Here is a 16,942-nt window from a genome sequence, read left to right as displayed (position 1 = left end):
GTCAGCCCTTGACGGTGATCTGGCGCAGGGTGGGGAACATCATGCCGGTCACCGGGGTGATCGAGATGTTCGAGGTGGAGACGTAGCTGTTGTTCGCCTGGTACCAGACGTCGAACCACGCCTTGCCGGTCACGAGCGTGTTCAGCTTCTCGATCTCGGCGGTCTGCTTGCTCGGGTCGGCGGAGAGCACTTTCTCGACCTGTGCCTGCACATCCGGGAACTTCTCGACCTGCGGGGTCGGGTTGAACCACTGCGGCAGGTTGATCATGCGCTGCACCGTCGCGACCGGGTTCGAGTCCATCGCGAGGAAGGAGACGAACATCGGGTAGGTCGGCGCGTTCTTCTGGTAGTCCATGTACTGCATGTCGTCCCAGGTGACTGTGATGCCGAGCTGGCCGAAGGTCTGGTCGACGACCGGCTGCCAGACCTGGAAGACCTGGGACATCGGCATGTGCAGGTCGAACCCGTCGGCGTATCCGGCGTCGGCGAGAAGCGACTTGGCCTTGGCGATGGAGAATTTGTACTCACCGTTCAGGCTCTTCACGTTGCCCGGCGTGCCGTCGGGGAACACCTGGTTGGACACCGCTCCTGCTCCGCTGCCGACCGACTTCAGGATGCTCGCACCGTCGAACGCGTAGTTCAGCGCCTGGCGCACCTTCTCGTTGCCGAGCGGCTTGAACTTCTCCCCCGCACGGTCGGTGAACTGCAGACCGACCCAGCCGGAGACCTTGGCCGCGACGTTCCAGTTGTTCTCCTTGGCCTGCTTGAGAGCCGTGTCGTCGGCGTAGTTCACGTTGATCTGACCGGAGGCCATCGCGTTGTCGCGGGCCGTCGCATCCTGGATCGGGTAGATCGCCAGCGGGTCGAACGGGAACTGCTTCGCGTCCCAGTGGTTCGCGACCTTCTTGAAGTGGTACTCGGAGCCGGCGACGCTCGAGGTCTCGAGCGTGTACGGGCCGGAGCCCTCCGGGGTCTTCGCGAGCGTGCCGGCCGCGATGGCCTTGGGCGCCATCATCCAGCTGCGGCCGATGCCCATGAAGTAGAGCAGGGTGTCGTCGCGCTTGGTGAGGTCGATCTCCAGGGTCTTGTCGTCGACGGCCACGAACTTCGCGACGTTCTCGTACGCCTCGCCGGAGCGCGCGCCCTTCTTGAGGTAGTCGAGGCTCTTCACCGCTGCTGCCGCGTCGAAGGCCTCTCCGTCGCTGAACTTCACGCCGGTGCGGAGGGTCATGGTGACCTTCAGGAAGTCGTCGGAGACCTTCCAGGAGGTGGCGAGGGCCGGCGTGGGCTTGCCGTCGCCGTCGACGCTGACCAGCGGGTCGTAGACCGCCGACAGGTACGGGCCGTCGAAGCCGATATCGGCGAGCGACGGATCCCAGCTGGTCACATCGGCGAAGTTCCCGATGTTGAGCGGGCCACCGGATGCGCCGGTCGTGGCCTTGGTGTCGCTTCCCCCTGAGCCGCATGCGGTCAACGCAAGCGCGGTCACGGCGGCGACGGCCACCGCGATCATTGCTTTCTTCATGTCTTCTTCTCTCGGTTGGCAAGGCAGGAGCTAAAACATCAATCGAACGCTGCGCAGGCGTACGACACAGCAGTTACTGATCCGGTCGTCAACCGAGGTTGGCTACACATCGCTGTGTCGTGGCGGTAATTCTACAGTTGTTGACAAGAAAAACAACCTGTGGAGAAAAACGGGGTGAGACGAGCTTTCCACGACTCGGCCGCTCCGCGAAATCGCCAAGATGTACGGGATGATATACGATTCACCCGAGGCTGCCCCGGCGGCCAGAACCTCCGACGACGAAGGGACCATCCGGTGCTCGAAGACTCGACCATCCACTCGATCGCGGACGAACTGGCGGCCGCAGAACGCGACCGCAGCACCGTGCCGCTGCTCACCGCCCGCCATCCGGAGATGACCGTCGAGGACTCGTACGCGGTCCAGAACGTCTGGAAGGAACGCGGCATCGCCGCTGGACGCAGACTGGTCGGCCACAAGATCGGCCTCACCTCCAAGGTGATGCAGCAGGCGACCGGGATCACCGAGCCCGACTACGGCGTCATCTTCGACGACATGGTCTTCGAGACCGGTTCCGTCATCCCGTTCGACGCGTACTCCAACGTGCGCATCGAGGTCGAGCTGGCGTTCGTGCTCGGCGAGAGCCTCACCGGCCCGGACTGCACGCTCTACGACGTGCTCGACGCGACGAAGTACGTCGTCCCCGCGCTCGAGATCCTCAGCTCCCGCATCGAGATGGCAGGGCGCACGATCGTCGACACCATCTCGGACAACGCCGCGATGGGCGGCATGGTCGTCGGGGGCCGTCCTGTGGCCGTGGATGCTGTCGACCTGCGCTGGGTGTCCGCCCTCCTCTACCGCAACGAGACCATCGAGGAGTCCGGCGTCGCCGCCGCCGTCCTCAACCACCCGGCCTCCGGCGTCGCGTGGCTCGCGAACAAGCTCGCGGCACACGGCACCACCCTCGAAGCCGGCGAGATCGTCCTCGCCGGCTCGTTCACCCGCCCGATGTGGGTGGAACGCGGCGACACCGTCCACGCAGACTACGGAACCCTGGGAGCCATCACATGCCGATTCGCCTAGAACCAACGCCGACGCTCGCCGACCGGCTGCGCACAGCATCCCGTCCCCAGTTCGGCATCTGGTCGTGCTCCGGCAGCGCGCTCGTCGCCGAGATCTGCGCGGGGGCCGGACTGGACATCGTGCTCATCGACGGGGAGCACTCCCCCGTCGGCCTCGAGTCGATCCTCGCGCAGCTGCAGGCCGTCGCCGCGTATCCGGTGACGCCGCTGGTGCGCGCGCCGATCGGCGACACGGTGATCGTCAAGCAGCTGCTCGACCTCGGGGCGCAGAACCTGCTCATCCCGATGGTGAACAGCGCGGAGCAGGCTGCGGAGATGGTCGCCGCCGTCCGCTACCCGCCGGCCGGGGTCCGCGGCGTCGGCAGCGCCCTCGCCCGCTCCGCCCGGTGGAGCAGGATCGACGACTACCTCTCCCGCGCCGACGGCCTGGTCTCCCTGTACGTGCAGATCGAGACGGTGGATGGGCTGGCGAACGTCGACGAGATCGCTGCGGTCGACGGCGTCGACGGCCTCCTGGTCGGTCCGGCCGATCTCGCGGCGTCGATGGGACTCCTCGGCCAGCAGACGCATCCCGACGTCGTCGCCGCGGTCGAGACGGCCATCGCGGCAGGCACGGCGGCGGGCAAGCCGGTCGGCGTGAACGCGTTCGACCCGGTCGCCGCCGACCGCTATCTCGCCGCCGGTGCGCGCTGGGTGCTCGTCGGCGCCGATGTCGCCCTGCTGGCGCGCGCCTCCGAGGCGCTGGCCGATCGCTTCATCGGCGGCGGTTCCGATGTCGCACCCGCGAGCTACTGATGCGCGCTGGCGCACGCGTCACGGATCGTATACAATCTCAGATACAGTCCCCGATGACGAGGAGAACCACCCCGTGAGCGACATCAGCCTCCCCGGCAAGATCATCGCCGTGCACCTGAACTACCGTTCGCGTGCCGCGCAGCGAGGTCGCACACCCGCCACCCCGTCCTACTTCCTCAAGCCGGCCTCCTCCATCGCCGCCTCCGGCTCCGAGCTGGAACGCCCGGCGGGAACCGAGCTCCTCGCCTTCGAGGGCGAGATCGCGCTCATCATCGGCCGACCGACCCGCCGCGTCTCCCCCGAGGACGGCTGGGCGGCCGTCTCCGGCGTCACCGCGGCGAACGACTTCGGCGTCTACGACCTGCGTGCGGCGGACAAGGGATCCAACGTCCGCTCCAAGGGCGGCGACGGCTTCACGCCCATCGGCCCCCGCATCATCCCGGCGGACGCCGTCTCCCCCGACGCCCTCCGCGTGCGCACCTGGCTGAACGGCGAACTGGTGCAGGAAGGGACGACGGACGACCTGCTCTTCCCGTTCGGCCAGCTCGTCGCCGACCTCTCCCAGCTGCTCACCCTGGAGCCGGGAGACATCATCCTCACCGGCACCCCGGCAGGCTCGTCCGTCACGCAGCCGGGCGACCTGGTCGAGGTCGAGGTCGACGCGCCGACGGCTCCGGATGCGCCGAGCACCGGCCGCCTCGCCACCCGCATCACCGAGGGCACCGTCCCGTTCGGCGACTTCGGCACGAAGCCCGCCGTGGACGACTTCCAGCGGTCGGAGGCGTGGGCGCGGTGGAGCTCAGAGGCAGCGCGGAGCGATGCCGCGACCCCAGCGCCGAGGGAGCCTGCGACCGAGGTTGAGAACGTAACTCCCGGATTCGAGTTGACCGACACCCTGCGCGCCCAGCTGCTCTCCGTCTCCACCGCCACCCTCAGCTCCCAGCTGCGGAAGCGCGGCCTGAACAACGTCTCGATCGACGGCCTCAGCTCCACCCGGCCGGACGCCAAGCTGGTTGGCCGCGCCAAGACGCTCCGCTACCTGCCGAACCGCGAAGACCTCTTCGCAGCGCACGGCGGCGGATACAACGCCCAGAAGCGCGCGTTCGACGCCCTCGGCCCCGGCGACGTGCTCGTCATCGAGGCCCGCGGCGAGCGCGGCAGCGGCACCGTCGGCGACGTGCTCGCCCTGCGGGCGCAGGTCGCCGGCGCTGCGGGCATCGTCACGGACGGAGGCGTGCGCGACCTCGCGATCGTCGCCGCGCTCGACATCCCCACCTACCACGCGGGCGGTCACCCGGCCGTCCTCGGCCGCAAGCACGTGCCGTGGGATGCGGACATCACCGTCGCCTGCGGCGGTGCGGCCGTGCAGCCGGGCGACGTGATCGTCGGCGACGCCGACGGCCTGCTCGTCATCCCGACCGCCCTGGTCGAGGAGGTCGTGGCCGACGCGCTCGAACAGGAGCGCGAAGAGGAGTTCATCGCCGAGCAGGTCGCTGCCGGCGCGCCGATCGACGGTCTGTTCCCGATGAACGCCGAATGGAAGGACAGGTACCGCGTGTGGCTGACACAGCAGTAGGAACCGCGAAGACGGCGACGCCGAGCAAATCCCAGCTGGCATACGACTGGATCAGGGAGCGCATCGACGACGGCAGGTATGTGTCCGGCTTCCGGCTCGTGCTCGGCCAGATCGCCGGGGAGCTCGGCATCAGCGTCGTGCCCGTCCGCGAGGCGATCCGCCGGCTGGAGGCGGAAGGGCTGGTGACGTTCGAGAAGAACGTCGGCGCCCAGGTCGCCCTGCTGCACGACACCGAGTACACGTACACGATGGAGACGCTCGCCCTGGTCGAGGGCGCAGCGACCCAGATGTCCGCTCCCCTGCTGAACGGCGACCACCTGCACAGGGCCAGGTCGATCAACCGCGAGATGATCGCGTGCCTCGACGACTTCATCCCGCACCGGTTCACCGAGCTGAACCTGGAGTTCCACGCCGTCCTGTTCGAGGAATGCCCGAACCCGCACATCCTGGATCTGGTGCACCGCGGCTGGAACAGGCTGAAGGTGCTGCGCGACTCCACCTTCAGCTTCGTTCCCGGCCGTGCCCGCGAATCCGTCGAGGAGCACGAGCAGATCCTGAAGCTCATCGAGCGGGGGGCCGAGCCTCTCGACATCGAGCTGGCTGCCCGCCGCCACCGCCTCGCGACCCTGGATGCGTTCCACGCCTATCAGGACGAGCACAAGCACCCTCAGCACTGAGACCACTACACATCAATTCACCGACCGCCGAAGGAGGCGTGCGCCCATGACGCAGCACTACATTCCGGAGAATCTGCCTGACAGCATCCAGCACTTCATCGACGGCGCCTTCGTCGACAGCGTTTCCGGCGCGACGTTCGACGTGCTCGACCCTGTGTCGAACGAGACGTACGTCACCGCCGCGGCCGGCCAGAAGGAGGACATCGACCTCGCCGTCGCCGCGGCCACCCGCGCCTTCAAAGAAGGCCCGTGGCCGCGGATGAAGCCGCGCGAGCGGGCTCGTATCCTGAACCGCGTCGCCGACGCCGTCGAAGCCCAGGATGCACGCCTCGCCGAACTGGAGACCTTCGACACCGGCCTCCCGATCACCCAGGCGCTCGGCCAGGCGCAGCGCGCTGCGGAGAACTTCCGGTTCTTCGCCGACCTGATCGTCGCCCAGGCCGACGACGCGTTCAAGGTGCCCGGCTCGCAGCTCAATTACGTCAACCGCAAGCCGATCGGCGTCGCCGGGCTCATCACGCCGTGGAACACGCCGTTCATGCTGGAGAGCTGGAAGCTCGCCCCCGCGCTCGCGTCCGGCTGCACGGTCGTGCTCAAGCCCGCGGAGTTCACGCCGCTCTCCGCCAGCCTGTGGGCGCAGATCTTCCGCGACGCCGGGGTGCCGGACGGCGTGTTCAACCTCGTCAACGGCCTCGGGGAGGAGGCGGGAGACGCGCTGGTGAAGCATCCGGATGTCCCGCTCATCTCGTTCACGGGTGAGAGCCGCACCGGCCAGCTGATCTTCGGCAACGCCGCTCCCTTCCTTAAAGGCCTGTCGATGGAGCTCGGCGGAAAGTCGCCGGCGGTCGTCTTCGCCGACGCCGACCTGGACGCCGCGATCGACTCCACCCTGTTCGGCGTGTTCTCGCTGAACGGCGAGCGCTGCACGGCGGGCAGCCGCATCTTGGTCGAGCGCAGCGTCTACGACGACTTCTGCGCCCGCTATGCCGCCCGCGCCAAGAACATCGTCGTCGGAGACCCGCACGACCCGACGACCGAGGTGGGCGCGCTCGTGCACCCCGAGCACTACGACAAGGTGATGAGCTACGTCGAGCTGGGCAAGCAGGAGGGCCGGCTCCTCGCCGGAGGCGGCCGTCCGGAGGGCATCGACCACGGCAACTATGTGGCGCCCACCGTGTTCGCCGATGTCGCACCGGATGCGCGGATCTTCCAGGAGGAGATCTTCGGCCCCGTCGTCGCCATCACGCCGTTCGACTCGGACGAGGAGGCCCTCGAGCTCGCCAACGGCGTCCGCTACGGCCTCGCCGCATACATCTGGACCAGCGACCTGAAGCGCGCACACACCTTCGCCCAGAACGTCGAGGCCGGGATGGTGTGGCTCAACTCGCACAACGTCCGCGACCTGCGCACCCCGTTCGGCGGCGTCAAGGCGTCCGGCCTCGGTCACGAGGGCGGCTACCGCTCGATCGACTTCTACACCGACCAGCAGGCCGTGCACATCACCCTCGGCCCGGTGCACACCGCACGCTTCGGCGCCAACTGACCTTCACCCCTTACCCCCCCTCAACGAAGAGAAAGCGATTCACCCCATGACCACCACCGCCATCCCCACCCCGAAGGCGACGCCGCCGGACGTCGTGCGTTGCGCGTACATGGAGCTCGTCGTCACCGACCTGCAGGCCAGCCGCGACTTCTACGTCGACGTGCTCGACCTGGTCGTGACCGAGGAGGACGAGAACGCGGTCTACCTGCGCAGCTTCGAGGAGTTCATCCACCACAACCTGGTGCTCCGCAAGGGTCCTGTCGCCGCCGTCGCGGCGTTCGCGTACCGGGTGCGCACCCCGGAAGACCTGGACCGCGCCGTCGAGTTCTACACCGAGCTCGGCTGCCGCGTCGAGCGCAACGCCTCCGGATTCACGAAGGGCGTCGGCGACTCCGTCCGTGTCGAAGACCCGCTCGGCTTCCCGTACGAGTTCTTCTACGACGTGCAGCACGTCGAGCGTCTCGCCTGGCGGTACGACCTCTACACCCCCGGCGCGCTGGTCCGTCTCGACCACTTCAACCAGGTGACCCCCGACGTGCCCCGCGCCGTCAAGTACATGGAGGACCTCGGCTTCCGCGTCACGGAGGACATCCAGGACGAGGCGGGCACCACATACGCCGCGTGGATGCGCCGCAAGCCCACGGTGCACGACACCGCGATGACGGGCGGCGACGGCCCCCGGATGCACCACGTCGCGTTCGCCACGCACGAGAAGCACAACATCATCGCCATCTGCGACAAGCTCGGCGCCCTCCGCCGCAGCGACGCGATCGAGCGCGGCCCCGGCCGCCACGGCGTCTCCAACGCGTTCTACCTCTACCTGCGCGACCCGGACGGCCACCGCGTCGAGATCTACACCCAGGACTACTACACCGGCGACCCGGACAACCCCGTCGTCACCTGGGACGTGCACGACAACCAGCGCCGCGACTGGTGGGGCAACCCCGTCGTCCCGTCCTGGTACACCGACGCCTCCCCGGTGCTCGACCTCGACGGCAACCCCCAGCCGCTCACCTCCCGCACCGACGACTCCGAGATGGACGTCACCATCGGGGCCGACGGCTTCTCGTACACCCGCAAGGGCGAGGAGACCCAGGGCTTCAAGCTCGGAGCCACCCTCTAGCCGCGAGCCCCCCTCCCCAAACAATCGAGTCCGAACTTGTTCACGCGACACGCCGGTGTAGGGCGTGAACAAGTTCGGACTCGATGTTTTCGGGGGTCAGAACGCGACGTCGGCCGCCGGAACGACGGCGAACGTCTGGTCGGGGTAGCGCAGCCCGGAGAAGTACCTGTTGGTGTGCGCGATGATCTGCTGGGCCGTCAGCTGCTCGCCGTCCCACTCCGCGTCCGTCGTGGTGTGGGCGTCGCCCACCAGCGTCACGTCGTAGCCGCGGACGGCGGCGGCCTGCGTCGTGGTCCTGATGCAGTAGTCGGACTGTGCGCCGGCGACCACGATGTGGGTCACGTCGAAGCCTTCGAGCAGCTCGTCGAGCCCGGTGTCCGCGAACGCGTCGCAGTACGACTTGCGCACGAGCGGCTCCCCGAGCGCTCTGGTGAGCCCCTCCGCGAGTCCCCAGCCTTCACTGTCCTGCGGGAAGTCGTGCTCGTCCTGCACCCAGATGATCGGCACCCGCTCGTCCCTCGCCCGATCGACCAGTGCGGCCGTGCGGCTGACGACACCCTCCGCGTCGAAGCACTCCGCGAGCACCCCCCGCTGCAGGTCGATGACGATGAGGACGGTGGGGTTCACAGATGAGCGCACCCCCTCATCTTGCCGCACGGCACCGACACCCGCCGTCAGAAGGTCTCGACGTATTCCTCCCGCTCCCCCAGCTCCGGTCGCGCGCGGAATTCGACCGTCGTCCCCGAGCGATGGAGCTCGAGCACGGTCACCGTGTTCTCCCCCTCCACCAGCAGAGGAGCGGGGACATACAGGGTCCGCTGGGGGCCGATCTCCCAGTAGCGCCCGAGCAGGAAGCCGTTCACCCAGACGAATCCCTTGCCGAAGCCGGGCAGCGCGAGGAAGGCGTCGGCCGGTTCGCCCGCCCCGAGCACGACCCGTGCCGTCGAGAACCCGGCGGCGTCCGCATCCCTGGTCGCTGCGTACGCGCCGGCGAAGCCGGCGACCTCGCTCGCCGTCCACTCGTCGAGCGGCAGCGCCCTGGCCGTCCAGCCGTGCACCAGCCTGCGCCCGACCTGCACACCGCCCAGGATGCCCTTCCCCTGCCCGAGCAGCGGCCCGTAGTTGATGCGTCCCTGGTTCTCCACCAGCAGCTGCAGCGCGATCGTCTCGCCTCTGCCCGTCACCGGGACGGATCCGTCGGCGTCGAGCGTGCCGCACGGCACACCGTCCACGAACACCTGGGCCCGGTCGTGCAGCCCGGTGACCGTGATCGCGTTCTCCCCGCGCGGCAGCAGCGGAGAAGCACTGTAGAGCACCATCCCGGAGGCGATCCCCAGCTCGTCGAAGCTCGGCGGCGCCGGATGCTCGGCGGTCACGGGCGCCGACAGGAGCGCCTCCAGGAGCCCGGCGCCCTTCGCCACCCGCACGCTGCGTCCGGTCAGGATGCGCGGATCGCCGGGCACGGCGGGAACCGGCCTCCCGCTCACGGCCGAGAACCGCTCGCGGAAGGCGTGGAACTTCTCGGTGACCGCCCCGTGCTCCGCGATCGGAGCGTCCGAGTCGTAACTGGTGATCGTCGGCTGCAGCCGTCCATCGTGGTTCGCGCCGGCCCACAGCCCGAAGTTGGTGCCGCCGTGCGCCATGTACAGGCTCACGGAACCGCCGGCGTCCAGGATCTCGTCCAGGGTGGCGTCGGCGCTCGGCACAGAGCGCACGTGGTGCAGCTCGCCCCAGTGGTCGAACCAGCCGTTCCAGAATTCGGCGCAGAGGAACGGCTCCCCGTCGCGCCGCGCGCTGAGCAGAGCGGACGCCTCCCGTGCACGCGACCCGAAGGTCGCCGTGGCGAGCACCCCGGGTATGCTTCCCCCGTCGAGCATGAGGTCAGTCGGCCCATCGGCGGTGTAGAGGAGTTCCGTCACGCCGCGCTCGGTCAGCGCGTCACGCAGCCAGGTCAGGTATCCCGCGTCGTCGCCGTAGCTGCCGTACTCGTTCTCCACCTGGACGGCCACGATCGGGCCGCCGTTCGACGCCTGCAGCGCCGCGAGGCGCGGGACGAGGTCGTCGAACCACGTGGACACGGCGGAGAGGAACGCGGGCTCCGAGCTGCGTGCCCGCATCCCGATCCTGCCGGTGAGCCAGGCGGGAAGGCCGCCGTTGTCCCACTCGGCGCAGATGTACGGGCCCGGCCGCACGATCACGTCGAGCCCCACCTCCCCGGCCAGCAGGATGAACGCTTCGAGGTCGCGCCAGCCATCGAACGACGCCGGCCGATCTGCATGCCGCTGATGGAAGTTCCACGCGACATAGGTGTCGACGGTGTTCAGCCCGAGCGCCGCGATCCGCTCGAGACGGTCCCGCCACTGCTCGGGATGCACGCGGAAGTAGTGCATCGAGCCGGACAGCACCCTGTGCGGCTCTCCCGCGCGCAGCAGCGTTCCGTCCCGGTAGCTCAGCAGGGCGGTGGTGGCCGTCAGCGTCATTTCACCGCTCCCGCCGTCATGCCGGCACGCCAGAACCGCTGCAGGGCGAGGAACGCCACGATGAGCGGGACGACGGAGACCAAAGAGCCGATCACCACGAGGGACGGGGGCACAGCGACGTGGCTGGCGTTCCAGCCGACCAGGCCGACCGTGACCGGCTGCATGTGGTCGTCGCCGAGCACCATCGCGGGAAGGAGGTAGTTGTTCCAGATGTCGACGAACTGGAACAGGAAGATCGTCACCAGCGCCGGCAGCATCATCTTCGTGGAGATGGCGCGGAAGATCCGGAACTCGCTCGCGCCGTCCAGGCGACCGGCCTCGATCACCTCGTCCGGCACCGACTGCGCCGCGAACACGCGCGCCAGGTAGACGCCGAACGGGCTGACGATGCTGGGCAGCAGCACCGCGAGCGGGTTGTTGATCAGGTGCACGCCGGAGAACATCAGGTACAGCGGGAGCGTGAACAGGATCTTGGGCACGAGCACGGCCGCGAGGATCACGCCGAACGCCGCTCCCCGGCCGGGGAAGTCGTATTTCGCCAGAGCGTATCCGCCCATCGCGGACAGGACGGTGCCGATCGCGGCGCCGACGCCGCAGTAGAGCAGGCTGTTCAGCATCCACTGCCAGAAGATCCCGTCGTTCTGGGCGGTGAGCCTGGCCAGGTTGTCGAACAGGCCGAACCCGTCGAACCAGAGACCGCTGCCGGAGAACTGCTCGCCGAACGGCTTGGTCGCCGCCACCAGCAGCCACCAGAGCGGGAAGAGGAAGTACACGGTTGGGACGGCGAGCAGCACCATCACGACGGTGCGGCTGAGCGGGGACGTGTCCCTCCTGCTCCTGATGCCGCGAGGGCTGATGGCGGTCACGCCTTGTCTCCTTTGCTGGTGAGACGGAAGAACACGAACGAGATCACGCCGACGAGCACCGCCAGGATGACCGACTGCGCCGCCGCGTACGGATAGTTGCCAGCGCCGACCGCGGCCTGCGCAGACATGATCGGGGTGAACGTGGACGAGACGGACCCGCCGGAGATGGGCTGCAGCACCGTCGGCTCGTTGTAGAGCTGGGCGGACCCGATGATCGAGAACACCGCTGTGAGCACGATCGCGCTGCGCACCATCGGGATCTTCACGCTCCACGCCGTGCGGAATGCCGACGCCCCGTCGAGCTTCGCCGCTTCGAGCACCTCGGCGGGGATCGACTGCAGGGCGGCGTAGATGATGATCATGTTGTATCCGGTCCAGCTCCAGGTGACGATGTTCGCCACCGACCAGAGCACGGTGCCGTCGTCGAAGAACGGCAGCTGGATGCCGAGGGGCTCCAGCAGGTGGTTGATCGGGCTCGACGTCGTCGAGTACATGAACGACCAGACCAGTGCGGCGCTCACGCCGGGGATCGCATACGGGAGGAAGCTCGACAGCCGGAAGAAGCCCTTGCCGCGGGCCGACTTCGAGTCGATCAGCAGCGCAAGGGCCAGCGCGAGACCGAGCATCAGCGGCACCTGCACCACCCCGAACAGGGCCACCCGGCCGAGCGACGCCGTGAAGTCGGGGTCGGAGAACGCGTGCGCGTAGTTCGCGAACGGGTCGAACACCTGCGTCGGCGCCGTCAGCCCCAGTCCGGAGCGCTTCACCGTGAACAGGCTGCTGATGAAGGCATAGACGATCGGCGCGATGTACATGCCCAGGAAGAGCACGAAGAACGGTCCGAGGAACAGCAGCGGCGCCCGCCAGTCGAACGAGCGGCGCCTGCGCGGCGCCCGCCCGGTCGACGGCGCTGCGTCCGCGGTGGTCGCCATGCGCTCGGCGACGGCCAGGTCGGTCACGTTTCCTTCTCTCCGCACACGGGATGCGCGTGCTCGTCCACGGTGGATGCGGCGGCCGCCCGCGTGGTCGGCGCGCCGCATCCACCTGTCACTACTGGGAGACCGTCAGGCCCTGCTTCTTCAGCTCAGCGACCGTCTTCTGCTGCGCTGTCTTCAGCGCGTCTGCGATGGTGCCCTGACCCGCCCAAGCTTTGCCGAGGCCGTCGTCGAGGTCGGCGGCGGTCTTGGTCATCACCGGGCCCCATGTCCAGTCCTGGTTCACTTTCGGCGCCGCCTTCGCGAAGACGTCGAAGATCTTCTGGCCACCGAAGTACGGGTCGGCCTCCGTGAGCGCAGGCAGGTCCGTCAGCGCCGTCGCTGCCGGGTAGAGGCCGGCCTTCTGCACGAGCGTCGCGTACGTGTCCTTGTCCGTGCTCAGCCAGTGCGCGAACTCCCAGGCCGCCTTCGGGGTCTTGCAGCCCTTCAGCACGGCGGTCGCGGAGCCTCCCGCGTTGCCGACCTGGTCGTCCCCCGCCTTCCATTGCGGCATCGGCGCGACGGCCCACTTGCCCGAGCCGTTCGCCGCGCCGCCCTTGATGACCCCCGCCTGCCAGACGGCTCCGACGACGGTGGCGATGCTGCCGTCGCCGAGGCCCGTGTACCAGGCCTGGTCGTACATCGGGGCGCTGCTGATCAGTCCTTCGGTGACGAGCCCCTGCCAGTAGTCGGCCACCTCCGCGTTGGCGTCGGAGGCCATCGAGACCTTCCACGCGTCACCGTCGACGCTGAACCACTTCGCGCCGGTCTGCCAGGCGAGCCCGGCGTAGTCGTAGTCGAGGTATGGGGACGAGATGAACTTCTTCGGGTCGGAGGCGTGGATCTTCTCCGCGTCCGCCTTGTACTCGTCCCAGGTGGCCGGGGCGGAGAGGCCGAGCGAGTCGAACAGCTCCTTGTTGTAGAACAGGCCCATGGGCCCCGTGTCGACCGGGGCGCCGTAGACCGCGTCGCCGATGCTCACCGAGCTCCACGCGGCGGGCTGGAAGTCCTTTTTGTCATCGTTCGCATACTGCGAGACGTCGTCGAGTGCCCCCTGCGCCGCGAAGCTCGGCAGGGTCTCGTATCCGACCTGCGCGAGACACGGGGCGTTGTTCGCGGTGACCGCGTTGAGCATCTTCTGGTAGCCGCCCTTCGAGCCGGGCTGCACCTCCTGATACGTCACCGTCACGTCCTTGTGCGATGCGTTGAATGCCTTGACGGCGTCGGCGTATCCAGGGGCCCAGCCCCAGAACGTGACCTTCGCCGTGCTCGGCTCGGTGGATCCTGCGCTGCCGGAACACCCGGCGAGCGACATCAGGCCGAGCGCAACCGCCCCCGCCGCGCCCGCCATGCGGATTGCTGCTGACTTCTTCACTGCCTCTCCTTTGATCACAGGAACCCGAGAGCGGGTTCGAGATGCGAGTGTCGCACAGAATTGATAGCGATAACAACTCGTCAATCCGAATTGATCGAAACGGCCGGAAATCTGCGCGAACACGCACATGCGCCCGCTATCATCGAGACCATGAGCAACACCGAGCTCCGGGACGCGGCGGCGAAGCCACCCGGTATGACCGACGTCGCGCGCGTGGCCGGCGTCTCCGCCCAGACGGTCTCCCGCGCCCTCAGCGGCCACCCCAACGTGCAGGAGAAGACCCGTGCGCGGGTGCTCGCCGCCGTCGAGCAGCTCGGTTATCGCAAGAACAACGCGGCGCGCATCCTGTCGTCCGGGCACAGCAGGACCATCGGCATCGTGCTGCTGCAGACCAACTCGTACTCGCGCACGGCCGTCACGGCGGGTGTCGAGCAGGCGGCCCGCGAGGCCGGCTACGCCGTGAGCGCCGCCACCAGTCCGTCGCTCGAACCGGTCGCGATCGAGGAGGCCATGTCCCGGCTCGCCGAGCAGAGCGTCGAGGGCATCATCCTCGCGCTCCCGCTCATCCAGGTGACCAAGGGCATCGAAGACCTCACCAAGGACATCCCCACCATCACCATCGACGGCTCGCGCACCTCCTCCACCGAGGTGGTCGCCGTCGACCAGTCGCAGGCGGCCAAGCTCGCCACCCAGCACCTGCTCGACCTCGGCCACGAAACAGTCTGGCACGTCTCCGGCCCCGCCGAGTGGCTGGATGCGGTGAGCAGGAGCGAAGGCTGGCGGACCACCCTGGAAGCAGCGGGCATCGCTCCCCCTCCCGAGCTGAAGGGCGACTGGTCGCCGGCATCCGGATACCAGAACGGCCTCATCCTCGGCCGCATCCCGGACGTGACGGCAGTGTTCGTCTCGAGCGACGAGATGGCGTTCGGCGTGATCAGGGCGTTCCACGAGCTGGGCAAGCGCATCCCGGAGGACGTGTCCGTGGTCGGCGTCGACGACATCGCCCTCGCCGAGTACTGCTCCCCGTCGCTCACCACGGTGGCCCAGCCGTTCTCCGAGATGGCGCGTCTCGCGGTCTCCCACCTGCTGCGCTACATCGCCGACCCCGGCACCACGCTCGCCCCTGCCTCCGTCGAGCCCCGCCTCATCGTTCGCGCGTCCACCGGTCCGGCCCCTGCCCGCCCCTGACAGTCACTCGCCCGAGGCGGCGAGTCCCGCCGAATCACAACGAAAAACCCTGGGCCCGACCCCCGCCTGACCGCTAGAGTGCGGATCGTGAGGATGCGACGGGCGGGTGCTCTGATCGGTGCCGCGGTGGCGGTGGTCACCCTGGTGGGGTGCACGGCGAGCGGCGGGGGCGGAGACCCGGCGCACACGCCGGCGGCCCCGGCCGGCCTGAGCACGGATCCGGGAGCGGACGCCGGTGTGCCCATCGCGCAGGGTGCCGTCACCGCCGCGATCGACAGGCTCCCCGCGCTCGCGTCGTCGATCCTGACGCAGACCGGCGTGCCCGGCATCGCCGTCGGCGTCACCTATCAGGGCAGGACCGTCTTCGCGAAGGGCTTCGGCGTCCGCGAGGTCGGCAAGCCGGGCGCCGTCGACGCGGACACGGTGTTCCAGCTCGCGTCGCTGTCGAAGCCCATCGGCGCCACGGTCATCGCCGACGAGGTCGGCAAAGGCACCGTCGCCTGGAACACCCCGGTGACGGCCAACCTCCCGTCGTTCGCGCTCGCCGACCCGTACGTCACGACGCACGCCACCATCGCGGACTTCTACGCGCACCGCTCCGGCCTCCCCGACCACGCCGGCGACGACCTCGAAGAGCTCGGCTACGACCGCGCAGAGGTACTGTCGCGGCTGCGCTACCTTCCCCTCGAACCGTTCCGCGCCCAGTGGACGTACACCAACTTCGGCATCACCGCCGCCGCCCAGTCCGTCGCCGATGCCGCAGGAACCGACTGGGAGACGCTCTCGCAGCGCGACCTCTACGGACCGCTCGGGATGACGGCCACCAGCTCGCGCTTCTCCGACTACATCGCGAGGCCCGACCGCGCGGTGCCGCACGTGCTGGTCGACGGCCAGTACGAGGCCAAGTACCAGCGCGAGCCGGATGCACAGTCCCCGGCCGGCGGCGTCAGCTCCTCCGTCACCGACCTCACCAAGTGGATGGCGATGGTCATCGACGACGGACGGTACGGCGGCCACGAGATCGTCGACGGCAAGGCGCTGCTGCCCGCCATCTCCCCGCAGATCATCACGGGCCCGGTCGCGAACGCCGAGACCCGCCCCGGCCAGTACGGCTACGGCTTCAACGTCGGCGTCGCCGCCTCCGGCCGCACCACGGTGAGCCACTCCGGCGCGTTCCAGCTCGGCGCGGGGACCACGTTCGTCACGCTCCCCTCCGCCGACCTCGGCATCGTCGTCCTGGTGAACGCGGCGGCCAACGGCACGGCGGAGACGCTGGCGATGCAGTTCCTCGACCTCGTGCAGTACAGCGCGCCGCGCACCGACTGGGCGAAGCTGTACAGCAACGCCTTCGCCCACATGGACGAACCCGTCGGCACCCTGGTCGGCCAGTCGCCTCCCACCTCTCCTGTCGCGTCCGCACCGCTCAGCTCGTTCGTCGGCACGTACCAGAACCCGTACACCGGCCCGGCGACGGTCGCGGACACCGGCGGCACGCTCACCATCACGCTCGGCCCGAAGAACACCGTGTACACGCTGAAGCACTGGACGGGAGACGAGTTCGTCACGCCGCTCGACAGCGAGAACGCGCCGCCCGGCTCCCTCTCCGCGATCACGTTCTCCCCGCCGTCGGACGGTCGCAGCGCCTCCTTCGTGTTCGAGTACTACAACACGGAGAAGGTCGGCACCTTCACCCGCTGACCGGATGCGCGAGCGGCCTGTCACGCCCGACGGCGCGGGCACC

The 16,942-nt window shown here is 68.6% G+C and carries 14 protein-coding genes; 8 read left to right on the top strand and 6 right to left on the bottom strand.

The window, feature by feature from the left end:
* Position 1 precedes the first annotated feature (1 nt).
* On the bottom strand, positions 2–1,525 hold the full coding sequence (locus tag ACN6M5_RS00255; RefSeq protein ID WP_168688993.1) for an ABC transporter substrate-binding protein: 1,524 nt from the start codon (positions 1,523–1,525) through the stop codon (positions 2–4).
* 294 nt (positions 1,526–1,819) lie between these two features.
* Here ACN6M5_RS00255 and hpaH point away from each other — a divergent pair, with 294 nt between their 5' ends.
* The 6 genes from hpaH to hpaD all read left to right on the top strand — a co-directional run bounded on the left by hpaH (position 1,820) and on the right by hpaD (position 8,318).
* Positions 1,820–2,605, top strand: a complete 786-nt coding sequence (hpaH, locus tag ACN6M5_RS00250) for a 2-oxo-hept-4-ene-1,7-dioate hydratase (protein WP_434948096.1) — start codon at positions 1,820–1,822, stop codon at positions 2,603–2,605.
* Positions 2,590–3,399, top strand: coding sequence for an HpcH/HpaI aldolase family protein (locus ACN6M5_RS00245; RefSeq protein WP_434948095.1), 810 nt, complete (start codon positions 2,590–2,592; stop codon positions 3,397–3,399). The genes hpaH and ACN6M5_RS00245 overlap by 16 nt, the downstream gene beginning before the upstream one ends.
* 73 nt (positions 3,400–3,472) lie before the next feature.
* Positions 3,473–4,975, top strand: coding sequence for a fumarylacetoacetate hydrolase family protein (locus tag ACN6M5_RS00240; protein WP_434948094.1), 1,503 nt, complete (start codon positions 3,473–3,475; stop codon positions 4,973–4,975).
* On the top strand, positions 4,957–5,652 hold the full coding sequence (locus ACN6M5_RS00235; RefSeq protein WP_168688989.1) for a GntR family transcriptional regulator: 696 nt from the start codon (positions 4,957–4,959) through the stop codon (positions 5,650–5,652). Before ACN6M5_RS00240 ends, ACN6M5_RS00235 begins: the two co-directional genes overlap by 19 nt.
* Positions 5,653–5,698: 46 nt before the next feature.
* Positions 5,699–7,195, top strand: a complete 1,497-nt coding sequence (gene hpaE, locus ACN6M5_RS00230) for a 5-carboxymethyl-2-hydroxymuconate semialdehyde dehydrogenase (protein ID WP_434948093.1) — start codon at positions 5,699–5,701, stop codon at positions 7,193–7,195.
* A gap of 46 nt (positions 7,196–7,241) precedes the next feature.
* Positions 7,242–8,318, top strand: a complete 1,077-nt coding sequence (gene hpaD / locus ACN6M5_RS00225) for a 3,4-dihydroxyphenylacetate 2,3-dioxygenase (protein WP_247597328.1) — start codon at positions 7,242–7,244, stop codon at positions 8,316–8,318.
* 96 nt (positions 8,319–8,414) lie between these two features.
* On the opposite strand, the gene ACN6M5_RS00220 is transcribed toward hpaD, so the two are convergent.
* From ACN6M5_RS00220 to ACN6M5_RS00200, 5 genes are all read right to left on the bottom strand, one after another.
* A complete protein-coding gene (locus ACN6M5_RS00220) occupies positions 8,415–8,957 on the bottom strand; it encodes a cysteine hydrolase family protein (RefSeq protein WP_434948092.1) in 543 nt (180 codons plus the stop codon).
* Positions 8,958–8,992: 35 nt separating this feature from the next.
* On the bottom strand, positions 8,993–10,798 hold the full coding sequence (locus tag ACN6M5_RS00215; protein ID WP_434948091.1) for a glycoside hydrolase family 35 protein: 1,806 nt from the start codon (positions 10,796–10,798) through the stop codon (positions 8,993–8,995).
* Positions 10,795–11,664: a carbohydrate ABC transporter permease gene (locus ACN6M5_RS00210; protein WP_434948090.1), complete on the bottom strand. Its 870-nt coding sequence runs from the start codon at positions 11,662–11,664 to the stop codon at positions 10,795–10,797. The genes ACN6M5_RS00215 and ACN6M5_RS00210 overlap by 4 nt, the downstream gene beginning before the upstream one ends.
* Positions 11,661–12,623, bottom strand: coding sequence for a carbohydrate ABC transporter permease (locus ACN6M5_RS00205; RefSeq protein ID WP_247597326.1), 963 nt, complete (start codon positions 12,621–12,623; stop codon positions 11,661–11,663). Before ACN6M5_RS00205 ends, ACN6M5_RS00210 begins: the two co-directional genes overlap by 4 nt.
* A gap of 91 nt (positions 12,624–12,714) precedes the next feature.
* Positions 12,715–14,013 (bottom strand): extracellular solute-binding protein, encoded by a 1,299-nt coding sequence (locus ACN6M5_RS00200; RefSeq protein ID WP_218775181.1) that lies wholly within the window; start codon positions 14,011–14,013, stop codon positions 12,715–12,717.
* Between the two features lie 150 nt (positions 14,014–14,163).
* On the opposite strand from ACN6M5_RS00200, the gene ACN6M5_RS00195 reads away from it, so the two are divergent.
* Positions 14,164–15,201, top strand: coding sequence for a LacI family DNA-binding transcriptional regulator (locus tag ACN6M5_RS00195; protein ID WP_434948089.1), 1,038 nt, complete (start codon positions 14,164–14,166; stop codon positions 15,199–15,201).
* Positions 15,202–15,294: 93 nt separating this feature from the next.
* Positions 15,295–16,899 (top strand): serine hydrolase, encoded by a 1,605-nt coding sequence (locus tag ACN6M5_RS00190; protein ID WP_434952265.1) that lies wholly within the window; start codon positions 15,295–15,297, stop codon positions 16,897–16,899.
* Positions 16,900–16,942 lie beyond the last annotated feature (43 nt).

Source organism: Leifsonia araucanica (assembly GCF_051161895.1).
Classification (GTDB): domain Bacteria; phylum Actinomycetota; class Actinomycetes; order Actinomycetales; family Microbacteriaceae; genus Leifsonia.
Note: the sequence above shows the minus strand (reverse complement) of the source record. Positions and strands in the feature narration are given on the sequence as shown.

Excerpts from the sequence above, each read along its gene's own strand:
- ACN6M5_RS00255 (WP_168688993.1), bottom strand. The coding sequence starts at position 1,525 with ATGAAGAAAGCAATGATCGCGGTGGCCGTCGCCGCCGTGACCGCGCTT.
- ACN6M5_RS00245 (WP_434948095.1), top strand. The coding sequence starts at position 2,590 with ATGCCGATTCGCCTAGAACCAACGCCGACGCTCGCCGACCGGCTGCGC.
- hpaE (WP_434948093.1), top strand. The coding sequence starts at position 5,699 with ATGACGCAGCACTACATTCCGGAGAATCTGCCTGACAGCATCCAGCAC.
- hpaD (WP_247597328.1), top strand. The coding sequence starts at position 7,242 with ATGACCACCACCGCCATCCCCACCCCGAAGGCGACGCCGCCGGACGTC.
- ACN6M5_RS00215 (WP_434948091.1), bottom strand. The coding sequence starts at position 10,798 with ATGACGCTGACGGCCACCACCGCCCTGCTGAGCTACCGGGACGGAACG.
- ACN6M5_RS00195 (WP_434948089.1), top strand. The coding sequence starts at position 14,164 with ATGAGCAACACCGAGCTCCGGGACGCGGCGGCGAAGCCACCCGGTATG.
- ACN6M5_RS00190 (WP_434952265.1), top strand. The coding sequence starts at position 15,295 with ATGCGACGGGCGGGTGCTCTGATCGGTGCCGCGGTGGCGGTGGTCACC.